This is a genomic window from Methylomonas sp. HW2-6, assembly GCF_052474525.1.
On the sequence record NZ_CP184124.1, the window covers coordinates 2,790,955 to 2,805,359 of the forward strand.

10 protein-coding genes are annotated in these 14,405 nt (G+C 56.3%); 7 read left to right on the forward strand and 3 right to left on the reverse strand.

The features are described from left to right. Positions 1 to 49 precede the first annotated feature (49 nt). Positions 50 to 3,937: a phosphoribosylformylglycinamidine synthase gene (gene purL / locus ACH518_RS13760; protein ID WP_445370496.1), complete on the forward strand. Its 3,888-nt coding sequence runs from the start codon at positions 50 to 52 to the stop codon at positions 3,935 to 3,937. Here purL and ACH518_RS13765 read toward each other — a convergent pair. Beyond that, positions 3,909 to 4,394 (reverse strand): GNAT family N-acetyltransferase, encoded by a 486-nt coding sequence (locus ACH518_RS13765; protein ID WP_445370497.1) that lies wholly within the window; start codon positions 4,392 to 4,394, stop codon positions 3,909 to 3,911. The genes purL and ACH518_RS13765 overlap by 29 nt on opposite strands. Before the next feature lie 148 nt (positions 4,395 to 4,542). Here ACH518_RS13765 and ACH518_RS13770 point away from each other — a divergent pair, with 148 nt between their 5' ends. Next, positions 4,543 to 5,853: a sensor histidine kinase gene (locus ACH518_RS13770; RefSeq protein WP_140910498.1), complete on the forward strand. Its 1,311-nt coding sequence runs from the start codon at positions 4,543 to 4,545 to the stop codon at positions 5,851 to 5,853. Further along, positions 5,850 to 6,497, forward strand: a complete 648-nt coding sequence (locus ACH518_RS13775; RefSeq protein ID WP_140910497.1) for a response regulator transcription factor — start codon at positions 5,850 to 5,852, stop codon at positions 6,495 to 6,497. The genes ACH518_RS13770 and ACH518_RS13775 overlap by 4 nt, the downstream gene beginning before the upstream one ends. A gap of 23 nt (positions 6,498 to 6,520) precedes the next feature. Here ACH518_RS13775 and ACH518_RS13780 read toward each other — a convergent pair whose 3' ends face one another. After that, a complete protein-coding gene (locus ACH518_RS13780; RefSeq protein ID WP_445370498.1) occupies positions 6,521 to 7,354 on the reverse strand; it encodes an HDOD domain-containing protein in 834 nt (277 codons plus the stop codon). A 128-nt stretch (positions 7,355 to 7,482) separates the two neighbouring features. Then, the gene (locus ACH518_RS13785; protein WP_278212083.1) at positions 7,483 to 9,183 is read right to left on the reverse strand and encodes a methyl-accepting chemotaxis protein; all 1,701 of its coding nucleotides are present in this window, start codon (positions 9,181 to 9,183) and stop codon (positions 7,483 to 7,485) included. Positions 9,184 to 9,363: 180 nt separating this feature from the next. On the opposite strand from ACH518_RS13785, the gene ACH518_RS13790 reads away from it, so the two are divergent. The 4 genes from ACH518_RS13790 (at position 9,364) to serC (ending at position 14,401) form a co-directional block, all read left to right on the forward strand. Then, the gene (locus ACH518_RS13790) at positions 9,364 to 9,852 is read left to right on the forward strand and encodes a low molecular weight protein-tyrosine-phosphatase (protein ID WP_140910494.1); all 489 of its coding nucleotides are present in this window, start codon (positions 9,364 to 9,366) and stop codon (positions 9,850 to 9,852) included. Positions 9,853 to 9,874: 22 nt separating this feature from the next. Next, positions 9,875 to 10,594, forward strand: a complete 720-nt coding sequence (locus ACH518_RS13795) for a dienelactone hydrolase family protein (RefSeq protein ID WP_445370499.1) — start codon at positions 9,875 to 9,877, stop codon at positions 10,592 to 10,594. A gap of 127 nt (positions 10,595 to 10,721) precedes the next feature. Further along, positions 10,722 to 13,322, forward strand: coding sequence for a DNA gyrase subunit A (gene gyrA, locus ACH518_RS13800; RefSeq protein WP_445370500.1), 2,601 nt, complete (start codon positions 10,722 to 10,724; stop codon positions 13,320 to 13,322). Next, positions 13,322 to 14,401, forward strand: coding sequence for a 3-phosphoserine/phosphohydroxythreonine transaminase (serC, locus tag ACH518_RS13805; protein WP_445370501.1), 1,080 nt, complete (start codon positions 13,322 to 13,324; stop codon positions 14,399 to 14,401). The genes gyrA and serC overlap by 1 nt, the downstream gene beginning before the upstream one ends. Positions 14,402 to 14,405 lie beyond the last annotated feature (4 nt).

The following is a 14,405-nucleotide window of genomic DNA, read 5'->3' on the forward strand; positions in this document are numbered from 1 at the left end:
CCGGCGCGGCAAGCACATCTCTTTTGCGTTACAGACCTTCGAATTTATTATGTTGATCCTTCCCGGCACCTCCGCATTGTCCCGTTTCCGTATCGAAAAATTGCTCGGCGATTTACAGGCTATCGAAGCCGGCATCGTCGGCTTCGATGCGCGCTTTCAACATTTCATACAACTCGACGATCAACTAAATCCGGCGGACCAGGCCATGCTGGCGCGCTTACTCGACTACGGCGATGCCGCCGACCGCGCGCCAACTGCCGGCGTTGACCTGGAACCGGCCGGAACCCTGTGGGTGGTGCCGCGTCTGGGTACGATTTCGCCATGGTCGAGCAAGGCCTCGGAAATCGCCGAGCGTTGCGGCTTGACTGCAGTTAAGCGCATCGAACGCGGTATCGAGTACCGTTTTTTTGCCGACGCGCCGTTGGCCGATGCGGTTAAACAGCGTTTGGCGGTGGTGTTACACGACCGGATGACTCAGCAGGTCGTGTCCGACACCGACGGATTGGACTTGTTTGTCAGCCACGCGCCGAAGCCCTTACAAACCGTCGCCATCATCGAACGCGGCCGCGCCGCGTTGGAACAAGCCAACACCGAACTGGGCCTGGCTTTGTCGGCCGACGAGATCGACTATCTGACCGAAAGCTTCAGCCAGTTAGGCCGCAATCCGACCGACGTGGAACTGATGATGTTTGCTCAGGCCAATTCCGAGCATTGCCGCCATAAAATCTTTAACGCCAGTTGGACTATCGACGGCGAGGAACAGGCCAAATCGCTGTTCGCGATGATCCGCAATACCCACAACCTAAACCCGCAAGGGGTGTTGTCGGCATATAAGGACAACGCTTCGGTGCTGGCAGGCCCGACCGCGCAGGTGTTCATCCGCGACGCCGATAGCCATCGCTATGGCTACGTCGAGGAAGCCGCGCACATTTTGATGAAGGTCGAGACTCACAACCATCCCACCGCGATCTCGCCGCATCCCGGCGCCGCGACCGGTTCCGGCGGCGAGATTCGCGACGAAGGTGCCACCGGCCGCGGTTCCGCGCCCAAGGCCGGTTTGACCGGTTTCAGCGTGTCGCATCTGAAAATTCCCGGTTTTTCGCAGCCCTGGGAAGCCGACAACGGCAAGCCGGAACGCATCGCCTCGGCTTTGGACATCATGCTGGAAGGCCCGATCGGCGGCGCGGCGTTCAACAACGAGTTCGGCCGGCCCAATCTGGCCGGCTATTTCCGCAGCTTCGAGCAACCTGCGGAAAACGGCGAAGCCAATCAATTCCGCGGCTATCACAAGCCGATTATGATCGCCGGTGGCCTGGGCAACATTCGGCCGATGCTGGTCGAAAAACAGCCGATTCCGGCCGGGGCGTTGATCGTGATTTTGGGCGGCCCGGCGATGCTGATCGGCCTGGGCGGCGGCGCGGCCTCGTCGCAAACCTCCGGCGCCAGCGCGGCGGAGCTGGATTTCGCCTCGGTGCAACGCGAAAACCCGGAAATGCAGCGTCGTTGCCAGGAGGTGATCAACCACTGCAACTCGCTGGGCGAACATACGCCGATCGTGTCGATTCACGATATCGGCGCCGGCGGCTTATCCAATGCGGTGCCGGAAATCATTCACGATTGCGATCGCGGCGGCCGCTTCGAATTGCGCAAGGTGCAAAACGCCGACAAGGGCATGTCGCCGATGCAAATCTGGTGTAACGAAGCGCAAGAGCGCTACGTGGTTGCGATCAAGCCTGAATCCCTGGCGCTGTTTCAAAGCTTTTGCGAGCGCGAACACTGCCTGTACGCGGTGATCGGCCATGCCACCGACGAGGAACACTTGACCCTGAGCGACGAATGGTTTGGGCAGTCGTCTCCGATTGATTTACCGATGTCGGTATTGTTCGGCAAGCCGCCGAAAATGCACCGCGACGTGCAACGGCTGCACAAAACCTTGCCGGATTTGGCTTTAGATCAAGTCGAGCTGGCCGAAGCGATTAAACGGGTATTGGCGTTTCCGGCCGTTGCCGACAAGAGCTTCCTGATCCACATCGGTGACCGTTCCGTCACCGGTCTGGTCGCTCGCGACCAGATGGTCGGCCCGTGGCAGGTGCCGGTGGCCGACGTTGCGGTCACCGCGTCCGGCTTTCAGGCCTTCACCGGCGAAGCGATGGCGATGGGCGAGCGCACGCCGCTGGCCTTGATCGACGCGCCGGCCTCGGGTCGCATGGCTATCGGCGAGGCTTTGACCAATTTGGCCGCCGCCCGCATCGGCAAGTTGAACGACGTGAAATTGTCGGCCAACTGGATGGCGGCCTGCGGCAGCCCCGGCGAAGACGCGGCCCTGTTCGATACCGTCAAAGCGGTTGGTATGGATCTCTGCCCGGAATTGGGCATCGCGATACCGGTCGGCAAAGACTCATTGTCGATGAAAACCGTCTGGCAGGACGATCAGGGCAACAAAACCATGACCTCGCCGCTGTCGTTGATCATCACCGCCTTCGCGCCGGTACAAGACGTGCGCGACACGCTGACGCCGGAATTGAAGAACGAGGACAGTGTATTGCTGTTGATCGACCTGGGCCAAGGCAAAAACCGCCTCGGCGGCTCGATATTGGCGCAAGTTTACAATCAGCTCGGCAATCAAGCGCCGGACTTGGACAACGCCGACCTATTCAAACGTTTCTTCGACGCCGTCCAAACCCTAAGCCAGCAAGGCCTGATCCTGGCCTACCACGACCGCGCCGACGGCGGGTTGCTGGCCACGGTTGCGGAAATGCTGTTCGCCGGCCGTAAGGGAGTCGATCTGGACTTGTCCGATTTGTCCGGCGACGCTCTGGCGGCGCTGTTCAACGAGGAGTTGGGCGCGGTGCTGCAAATCAAAAACAGCGATTTGAACCAAGTCGCCCGTCTGCTGGATCACGCCGGCCTGGACGACTGCAGCCACGTGGTCGGCCGCGTGGTGGCGGGCCAGCAGTTGCGGATTTTTAAATCCGGCCAGCAACTCTACAGCGCTACGCGCGCCGAGTTGCAGCAAATCTGGTCGGAAGTCAGTTACCGGATGCAGGCACTGCGCGACAACCCGGATTGCGCCAAGCAACAGTTCGAACGCATCGCCGACGATAAGGACCCCGGTCTGACGGCGCAGCTGACGTTCGATCCGAACGACGACATCGCCGCCGGTTTTGGCGGGCAAGTAAAGCCGAAAGTTGCGATCCTGCGCGAGCAGGGCGTCAACGGCCACGTGGAAATGGCGGCGGCCTTCGACCGCGCCGGCTTCGATGCCATCGACGTACACATGACCGACATCATCGGCGGCCGGGTCAGCCTGAGCGAATTCAAAGGCCTGGTGGCCTGCGGCGGTTTTTCCTACGGCGACGTGCTCGGCGCCGGCGGCGGCTGGGCCAAATCGATTCTGTTTAACGCCAAGGCCCGTGACGAATTCGCCGCCTTCTTTGCCCGCCCGGATACCTTCGGTCTGGGTGTCTGCAACGGTTGCCAGATGATGTCCGGCTTGAAGGACATCATTCCCGGCGCCGAACACTGGCCGGCCTTCAAACGCAATCTGTCCGAGCAATTCGAAGCGCGGGTGGCGATGGTCAAGATTCATGCCTCGCCGTCGATTTTCTTTACCGGCATGGCGGGTTCGCTGCTGCCGGTGGTGGTCGCGCACGGCGAGGGCCGGGCGGAGTTCGGCAGCTTGAATCCGGCCGACGCGCTGGCGGCAGTCGGCTACGTCGATAACTACGGCAATGTCGCCGAGACCTTCCCGGCCAACCCGAACGGCTCGCCGAACGGCATTACCGGCCTGACCACGGCTGACGGCCGTTTCACTATCATGATGCCGCATCCCGAGCGCTGCTTCCGGGCATTACAAAACTCCTGGCATCCGGCGGACTGGGCCGAAGATGGCGCTTGGCTGCGGATGTTCAGAAATGCGAGAGTCTGGGTCGGTTAGGGCTTCGCGGGGAGAATGCGCTTAGCTCGGGTCGAGGTCCGAGATGGGCCTTTTGCCGAGGCTGACCACATCGTCCTACAGGTAACCCAGGTTTCGGTAAAACGCCAGCGCGGCGTCGTTGCCGACCTGAACTTGCAAATTCAGTTTTGGGGCAGCTGCGCTTGGTTAGTTCCGCTTCCGCGGCGTGCATCAACTGCCTCCCCAACGCCGACCTGCGTTTGTCCGGCGCCACGGCAAGGTAGTTGATCCAGCCGCGGCGGCCGGCGTAACCGGCCATTGCGTTGCCGATAATGTTGGCGTCGGCATCGACGCCAACCAGGAACAATTCCGGCTGCACACTTAGTTTGGGTTCGATATCCAGATACGGATCGTTCCAGCGGTGCAGCAGACCGCATGCCGGCCATAATCGAATCACCGCCGTTTGATCTGTGGGCCGGTGGTAGGGGCGGGTTTTCATGTCGAATTTTGGCTCCGGCTGTCGAATGTCGGCGGCGTAAACGATGGCGAATAGGCCGGCTATCGGGCACAAGCCAGAAAGTGAATTTTTCCTGTGGCTGCATTTGGAACCACACCGGATAATACTCGGTTTTGAGTGTCACTGTGCAATGAGTCTTCGCTACCAGATTATCCTTCGTGTGTTGTTGTCGTCGCTCTGCATTTTGCTGTTGGGCGGAGCGATTGCAATATGGCAAGCCCGACAGGCAGTGGCAAAAGAGGTCGACGCGTCGATTCATTTGGCGTTGCAACTGATTACACTGGGTATAGCCGACACTCCTGTGTTTCAACAAAGCAGCGATTTATCCCGCTTCAGTGCGCTGCGTCAGACCCGCCACTTGACCATCCAACTGCAAAAACCGGACGGCCAACTGATTCATTTTGCCGGCGAAACCTTGCCTAGCTCTCCCGAGGAAATGCCCCCCGCTTGGTTCATCGGCTTGGTGAAAAGCGATTATCCGCAAGTTGAACATCAGTTGAAAACCGAACAGGGACAGGAGTTGAAGCTGATCATTCAGGCGCAACCGCTGGACGAAATTACCGAAGTATGGGGCGAAAGCGTCGGTTTTTTAGCGTCGATTTCGCTGCTGACCTTGTTGACTTTTTTGGCTGTCAATCTGGTGTTTAATAAGTCGCTGCAGTCGATTGCCGTTATTGTCGACGCTTTAAGGATTATCGAAACTGGCCAGTACCGACTCAAGTTGCCGCCGTTTTCCACCAAAGAATTCGACGATATTGCCAATGCAATCAATCACATGACGACTGAGTTGGAAAAAGCTCGCCAGGAAAACCGAGCACTGACCCAGCATTCGCTGGCAATCCAGGAAGAAGAACGCCGGCGCTTGTCTCAGGAATTACATGACGAATTCGGCCAATCCCTGACGGCGATTAAGGTGATGGCCGTCACAGCCGGCCATCAAAAAGCCGATACGGTTAAGATCAGCGCGTCGATCAGCGAAATTTGCGATCATTTGATGACGGTGGTGCGTTCGATGATGCAACAGTTGCATCCGCTAGTGCTTAGTGAGTTGGGATTGAAAGCGACATTGGAAGAAATGGTCAACCATTGGTCGGAGCGGAATGCCGGCTTGCAATTGAATATCCGCTGCAGCGATGCAGTCGACGACCTGGATAAAAATCTGACGGTTCAGATATTCCGGGTGATTCAGGAATGTCTGACCAATGTGGTGCGGCACGCCGGGGCCGGGCGAGTGGCCATCGATCTGGAACGGATGGAATCGCCTGCGGCCTGTCTTCATCTTAAAGTGCAGGACGACGGCCAGGGTTGCGATTTGCAGGCGGTAAAGCGCGGTTTCGGACTATTGGGGATTAAGGAGCGCATCAAATCATTGGACGGCGAACTGAAAGTGGTTTCCAGTCCCGGTGCCGGAATGGTTGTCGATGCCAGGATTCCGTTATGACAACGAAAATCAAGATATTGTTGGTGGACGACCATTTAGTGGTACGGGCCGGGTTTAAGATGCTGTTGGCTGCAGGCGATGCGATCGAAGTGATAGGCGAGGCCGAACGCGGCGAACAGGCGATTCAACTTTACCAGGAACTGCAACCGGATATGTTGGTGATGGATTTATCCATGCCGGGTATTGGCGGGCTGGAAACCATCCGCCGAATTATGCAGCGCGATCCGGCCGCGAAGATTTTGGTATTCAGCGTGCACCACGAACAGGTTTATGTCGGCCGGGCACTGAACGCCGGTGCGAAAGGCTATATTACCAAAAACAGCGCGCCCGGCATTCTGGCCGAAGCTATTGCTGCGATCATGGACGGCGGCGAGTACGTAGAACAGGGTTTGATCAAAAGCCTGAATCAAACCGATACGCCGCGTTCCGATCATCAGGCCGCTATCGCCGGTTTTTCGCCGCGGGAATTCGATGTGTTCAGTTTGTTGGCCCAAGGTATGACGGTGCATAAAATCGCCGACCAACTGTGCCTTGGGCATAAAACCGTGGCGAACTACGCCACGCAAATCAAGAAAAAATTGCAGGTGGATACCACGACCGAATTAGCGCATATTGCCGTCAATTTGGGATTGACGCTGCGTTGAGTCAACGCCAATCCGGGTTTGATTCAGTCTAATAGCCCGTCGAGTTCGGATTTTTGTAGTAGAACCGCAGGCATCTTTTCGTTCAGCAGATCTGCCTGGAATCCAAGCGGACCGGTGATTTGTTCCGGAAGATTGGCCAGAATTTCCGCCGGTTCCATGCCTCGGTCCTGCCGTTCGCTGATCCAACCGGCCAGGCAGACCGCGCAACTTAATTTATTTGGCTGCTCCGATAGCCAGGGCTCTGCAGACTGTTCTAACGTCTCAATCAGGATTTCGGCGAAACGCCAGCGTCGGCAAAGTTCGGCGCAAACCTGCTGACTGGTAAAGCCAAGACGGTTTTTCTCGATGTCCAACCGCTCCGCGCCGCCGGCTTTGACGTGTTGATCTATTTCATTGGCTTCGCTTGGGCAGGCAATGTGAATCAACACGTTACCCAGATTGGACAGCAGGCCGGCGGTGTATGCGATATCGGCAGCGACTCCCGCCTGTTCCGCCAGCCATTTACTGTATGCAGCCGTGCGAAAACTGTTCTGCCAACTTCGTTTGACATCGAAGTTTTTTATCTCGGGCATGGCGCCAATCATTCCGGACGCGATGACCAAGGTTTTCAGTTGATTTAATCCCAACATGGCAACCGCTTCGTTGATAGAGCCAATTTTTCGCGACAAGCCGAAATGCGCCGAATTGACCAATCGCAAAATTTTTAGCGCGATGACCTGTTCCTTCTCAACATCACGGGCGATGTTGAGCATGTCCGCATTCGGATTGTTCAGTTGGTTGATGATGGATCTGACGACCTCAGGTACTTGAGGGATCTTATGAATTTGATCGAACAACTGGTTAATGGAAGTGGGCATGTCCTATTTCCTAAAAGTGCGTTAGTGGATGTGCACCTTAAGTATAGCGGCCAGTTGTGGGTTTACTGGGGATTTGGAAGCCGAACTACAGCCGTAGCGGCCGGTCCGGCTTCAGTTTGAGGGTTATGTTAGGTTTTGAAGTTGCCGACCATCGAACGCAATTGATCGGCCAGAGCCATCAGTTCGTGGCAGGCTTCCGCGGTGTTTTTTGCCCCAATCGAGGTTTCTTCCGATACCCGGCTGATATTGGTAATGTTACGGTTGATTTCCTCAGCCACCGCGGTTTGCTCCTCGGCGGCGCTGGCGATCTGATTGTTCATATCATTGATCGTATCAATACGTTCGCTGATCGAGGTAATCGAGCCGCCGGCGGAAGCGGCCTGTTCAACGCTCGATGTGGCTCGGCTTCTGCCGTTTTCCATCACGTTTACCGCTTGTTTTGCCCGGTCTTGTAGGCGTTCTATGGTTTTTTGAATTTCCAAGGTCGAGTTTTGGGTCCGGCTGGCCAAGGTTCTGACCTCGTCGGCTACGACGGCAAAACCGCGGCCTTGTTCGCCGGCACGAGCCGCTTCGATGGCTGCGTTTAGTGCCAATAGATTGGTTTGTTCGGCAATGCCCTGGATAACGCCCAATACTTCACCGATGCTATTGCTATCGTTTTCCAGCTCGTGGATCACGTTGGACGCGTTTTCCACTTCGGAGGCCAGGTTATTGATGCCGTTTACGGCGTCTTTGACGATATTTTTGCCGGAGGACGCTTCTCGATCAGCAATTTCTGCAGCCTCCGACGCGCGGACTGCGTTTCGGGCCACTTCCTGCACGGTAGCAGTCATTTGTTTCATGGCGTTGGCGACCAGCGTGGTTTCGTGCAATTGTCGCTCGACGCCCGATTGGGTGGACTGAGTAATATTGGCTAATTTGTGCGAAGCGCTGGCGAGTTTTTCGCTGGTCACGCTGATTTGGTCGATGGTTTTAGCAATTTTGCGGACGAACGAATTGAAGCTGGATGCGATCCAGGCAAACTCCGATTTGCCGCTAGCGTCTAGGCGGGCGCGCAAATCGCCGTCGCCGCTACCGATGTCTTGCAGCTTCAGCGCCAGAGCCGTCAACGGTCCGATGATGATTTTGTTCATCATGAAGTATCCGGTGAAGCCGATGATAATCAAGGTGATGATCAGGAAGCCGATGGCGTAATAGACGTGCTGTTTCAACTCGTTTAAAGCCACGCTGAACGGCGTAATGATCTCGAATGCGCCATGTAATTCGCCGGCTCGGCGGTTTTCCATCGGGTAACCCAGCAAATCGACCCCTTTATCGTTTTTCCATAAGGTCTGGGACATTTTCGGATCGCCATGGCACAGTTCGCACTGTTTGACCATTTTTACCGGACGCAGGTAGCGTATTTCTTCTTTATCTTCGTCGACATAGCTGTAATCGCTGGCCGAAGGGTTGTTTCTGAAATACTCCAATGCTGTGCGTTCGATATCGTCCGCGGCGTTTCGCGGATTGCGTGGATTCAGGCTAGGCGCTTTGAAACGAAAGCCGTGGCCTTTGGCTTCGGTTTCCACCACATCCCAAGCGTTGGCGGTCGGTACCGTCGCGATCACCAATTCGCGGGCTTTGGCTTGTCCGAACTGTTCAATTAAACCCATCAACTGTTCCGGAGAATAAACGCCGGATTCCCATTTCTTAACCACGTTGTCGCGAACTGATTCAGAAAGGATCAACAGTTGGCGAGAAGAGGCTATTTGACTGTCGATCAGTTTTTGTTTTTCGGCACTCGAATACACGATCAATATCGCTATGCCGACTAGTGTGAGGACAGACATGGTAATTGCTACCACTTTCACCCCCACAGAATGCCAGTTCATCATTAACATCCTAAAGCTCCCGAAACATGTTGTATTTTTTAGCTAGATCAGCTCGTATTAGACGGCTTGGTCCGCAAGACAGACGGGCTGAGTATAGCTTACAATTTAGCGTCAACAATTCGGAAAACTTAAACAACAATGCGGAAAATTAAGGTTTTGTTTGTATGCATGGGCAATATTTGTCGATCTCCGACGGCCGAAGGTGTTTTTGCCCACTTGGTGGCCGAAAAGAACTTAGCCGAACGGTTTCAGATCGATTCGGCCGGCACTCACGCTTACCACATTGGCGATGCGCCGGACTTGCGGGCGCAGAAAGCGGCTCGGGAACGCGGTATCGAATTGAAGCATATCCGGGCGCGTAAAGTCGTAGCCGAGGATTTCGAGAATTTCGACCATATCCTGGCCATGGATGACGATAACCATGCGATATTGAGCGAGGTTTGTCCGCAAGATCAGGCTCACAAGATTCGGCGTTTTCTCGAGTATGCGCCGCACCTGAATCAAAGGGATGTGCCTGATCCTTACTATGGCGGTAGCTATGGTTTCGAACGGGTTTTGGATTTGGTCGAACAAGCCTCCGAGGGATTTTTGCAAGCACTTCAGGCTAAAGGCGATTTGCAACTTTAAAGACGTTGGTCGGGGAGCGCTTATGGCGATTGTGTCGAATACCGTAGGTTATTTGGATGGCGACGTGGCTCTGGAAGGCTTTTTTGCCTACGACGACGCGATCGCCGGCCCGCGCCCGGTTGTACTGATTCACCATGCGTGGGGCGGACGGGACGGTTTTGTTGCCGAAAAGGCAAAACTATTGGCTGAATTGGGTTATTTGGGTTTTGCCGCCGACGCATACGGTCGTGGTGTTCTTGGCAAGAATCCGGAAGAAAATGCCGGCCTGATGCAACCTTTTATGGCCGACCGGGCGCAATTGCAGGGACGGTTGCATGCCGCATTATCGGCCGCGAAATTGCTGCCTTGGGCCGATAACGCCAAGATCGCTGCTATCGGCTTTTGTTTCGGCGGATTATGCGCGCTGGATTTGGCCCGCTCCGGCGCCGATCTTCGCGGCGTGGTATCGTTTCACGGCTTGTTGCTGCCACCGGACAATATCCCGGAGCCACGGATCATAGCCAAAGTATTGGTGCTGCACGGCCACGACGATCCGATGGCGCCGCCGGCGCAGGTGCAGGCGCTGCAGGCCGAGTTGACCCGGGCCGGTGCCGATTGGCAAGTTCATAGTTACGGCAACACGATGCACGCATTTACTAATCCGGTTGCCAATAACCCCGGCTTCGGCACAGTTTACCAACCGCTGGCCGACCGCCGCTCCTGGCAAGCGCTGCAAAACTTCTTGGCCGAGATTTTTGCCTGACGGCAGAGGGTGGCGTTTGCTATAATTCGGCGCTTTATAATCCGGCCAGCACTGAGTAAACGGAATTGATGCATCGGGCTGTCCTGTCGAACGGGTGACCGTTAGGCCGCACTAGAATCACGGATCCATGTCAGACTTCGCTAAAGAAATTATCCCGGTCAATCTCGAAGACGAGATGAAACAATCCTACCTCGATTACGCCATGAGCGTGATCGTCGGTAGAGCGCTTCCCGACGTGCGGGACGGTCTGAAGCCGGTTCACCGCCGCGTGTTGTACGCGATGAGCGAACTCGGTAACGATTGGAACAAACCTTATAAAAAGTCGGCCCGCGTGGTCGGTGACGTGATCGGTAAATACCACCCGCACGGCGATACCGCGGTTTACGACACTATCGTCCGGATGGCGCAGCCATTCTCGTTACGCTACATGCTGATCGACGGCCAAGGCAACTTCGGTTCGGTCGACGGCGATTCGCCGGCGGCGATGCGGTATACAGAAGTCCGCATGGCTAAAATCGCTCATGAACTTCTGGCCGATCTGGACAAGGAAACCGTCGATTTCGTCCCCAACTACGACGAATCCGAATCCGAACCCAGAGTGCTGCCGACCCGGGTGCCGAACCTGCTGGTCAATGGCTCCGCCGGCATTGCGGTCGGGATGGCCACCAATATCCCGCCGCATAACCTGGGCGAAATCGTTAGCGCCTGTCTAGCTCTGATCGAAAACTCCGATTTGTCGATTTCCGAATTGATGCAAATCGTCCCCGGTCCGGATTTTCCGACTGCCGGCATCATTAACGGCGCATCCGGTATTTACGAGGCCTATGCCACCGGCCGCGGCCGAATCTATCTGCGCGCGCGTTGCCATTTCGAGGATATCGGCGACAGTGGTCGCCAGGCCATCATCGCCACCGAATTGCCTTACCAAGTCAACAAAGCGCGGCTGTTGGAAAAAATCGCCGAGTTGGTCAAAGAAGGGAAGCTGGAAGGCATCTCGGGACTGCGCGACGAATCCGACAAGGACGGCATGCGCATGGTCATCGAGTTGCGCCGCGGCGAAGTGCCGGATGTGGTGCTGAACAACCTGTACAAACAGACCCAACTGCAAACCGTGTTCGGCATCAATATGGTGGCGCTGTACGACGGCCGGCCGCATTGCATGAACTTGAAGGACATTTTGCTGGCCTTCATCGACCACCGGCGCGAGATTGTTACCCGCAGAACTATTTATAACCTGCGCAAGGCGCGCGAACGGGCGCATATTTTGGAAGGTTTGGCTGTAGCTCTGGCCAACATCGACGAGATGATCGAGCTGATCAAAACCTCGCCGAATCCGCAGGAAGCCAAAGCCGGCTTGTTAGCCAGAACCTGGAATGCCGGTCTGGTAGCTTCATTGCTGGACCGGGCCGATGCCGACCGTTCCCGCCCTGAAGATTTAGGGCCTGAATTCGGTTTGGCGGAAAGCGTTTACCGCTTGTCCGAGAATCAGGCTCAAGCGATTCTGGATTTGCGCCTGCATCGCCTGACCGGATTGGAGCAGGAAAAAATCGTCAACGAGTACCGGGAGTTGCTGGCGTTGATCGACGAGTATCTGCATATCCTCGGCAGCGACGTGCGCCTGATGGAAGTGATCCGCGAGGAGTTGGAGGAGATCCGTAACCAGTATGCCGACCAACGTCGCACCGAAATCGTGCAGGATTACTCCGACCTGTCGGCAGAGGATCTGATCACCGAAGAAGACATGGTGGTGACCATGTCACACGAAGGCTATGTCAAAACTCAACCACTCAACGATTACAAGGCCCAGCGCCGTGGCGGCCGCGGCAAATCGGCGACCGCCACCAAGGAAAACGACTTCGTCGAGAAACTGATCATCGCCAATACCCACGACACGATTCTGTGTTTCTCGTCGGCCGGTAAAGTCTACTGGCTGCGGGTATTCAACCTGCCGGTCGCCAGCCGGGCCTCGCGCGGCAAGCCATTTGTGAATCTGCTGCCGCTGGAAGAGGGCGAAAAAATCAATGCGATGCTGCCGGTGCGCGAATACAGTGCCGATAAATACATTTTCATGGCCACTTCGTCCGGCACCGTCAAGAAAACGCCGCTACCCGAATTCGAGCGCCAACGCAGCAACGGCAAGATCGCGATCGATTTGAGCGAAAACGATACCTTAGTCGGCGTCGCGATTACCGACGGCCAGCAGAACGTCCTGCTATTCAGCAGCGACGGCAAGGCGGTTTGTTTTAACGAGACCGACGTGCGCTCGATGGGCAGAACCGCGGCCGGCGTGCGCGGCATCCGCTTGCAGGACGGCCAAAAAGTGATCTCGTTGATCGTTTCCAGCGAGGGTACGGTCTTGAACATCACCGAGAACGGCTACGGCAAACGCACCCGGTTGGAAGAGTTCACCCAACACCGCCGCGGCGGCCAGGGCTTGATCGCAATTCAAACCTCGGAACGTAACGGCGCCGTGGTCGGCGCGGTATTGGTCAACGATACCGACGAAATCATGCTGATCACCGATGGCGGCACGCTGGTGCGGACCCGGGTCAAAGAGATTTCGGTCGTCGGCAGAAATACTCAGGGCGTTACCGTGATTCGGCTGGACAAAGGCGAGAAAGTGGTTGGCGTGGACCGCATTGACGGCCTTGGCGATGAAGACGGCGACGAAATCGGCGATCAGGAATTCGAGGACGGCACCCCGTCCGCTGCGGGAGAGGAAGAGTAATGGCAAGAATTTACAATTTTAGCGCCGGCCCGTCGATGCTCCCGGAAGCCGTGCTGTTGCAAGCCCAGCAAGAAATGCTGGACTGGCAGGGCAGCGGCATGTCGGTGATGGAGATGAGCCATCGCGGCAAACATTTCATGGCGATTGCCGAGCAAATGAAGGCGGACCTGATCGAATTGCTAGCGGTTCCGGCCGGTTATCAGGTGTTGTTTCTGCAAGGCGGTGCCACCGCGCAATTTGCGATGATTCCGCAAAATATTCTGAACGGCAAAACCAAGGCCTGTTACGTCAATACCGGCGCTTGGTCCACTGCTGCGATCAAGGAAGCCGGCAAGTATTGCAAAGTGCAACTCGCCGCCAGCGGCGAAGCCGGCTCGTTTACCACGATTCCGGCTTACGCCGAGTGGCAGATCGATTCCGGCTCCGCCTATCTGCATTACACTTCGAACGAGACCATCCACGGCGTCGAATTCAACGACGTGCCCGAGGTAGGTGAGCTGCCGCTGGTTTGCGACATGTCATCCAATATTTTGTCGCGGCCGGTCGACGTTAGTCGCTATGGCATCATTTACGCCGGCACTCAGAAAAACATGGGGCCGTCCGGCGTAACCGTCGTTATCGTGCGCGACGATCTGGTCGGGTTGGAAGCGAAAAATACGCCGGCGGTATTCAGTTACGCCCAACAAGCCAAAGCCGATTCGATGCTGAACACGCCTGCCACCTACAACTGGTATTTGTTGGGCTTGACTCTGCAATGGCTGAAAGGCGAGGGCGGCGTCGGCGCGATCGAGCAGCGCAATATCCGCAAAGCCGGGAAGCTGTACGATGCTATCGACAATTCCAGCTTATATCGAAACCCGGTCGACAAGGCTTACCGTTCGCGGATGAATGTGCCGTTCGTGTTGAGCGACCCGGCGCTGGACAAGGAGTTTTTGGCTCTAGCCGAGCGCAACGGTTTGAGCACTTTGGCCGGCCACCGGTCGGTCGGCGGCATGCGTGCCAGCATTTACAATGCAATGCCGGAAGCCGGCATTGATGCGTTGATAGCCTTCATGGCCGAATTCGAGCGTACCCACTAAGGCT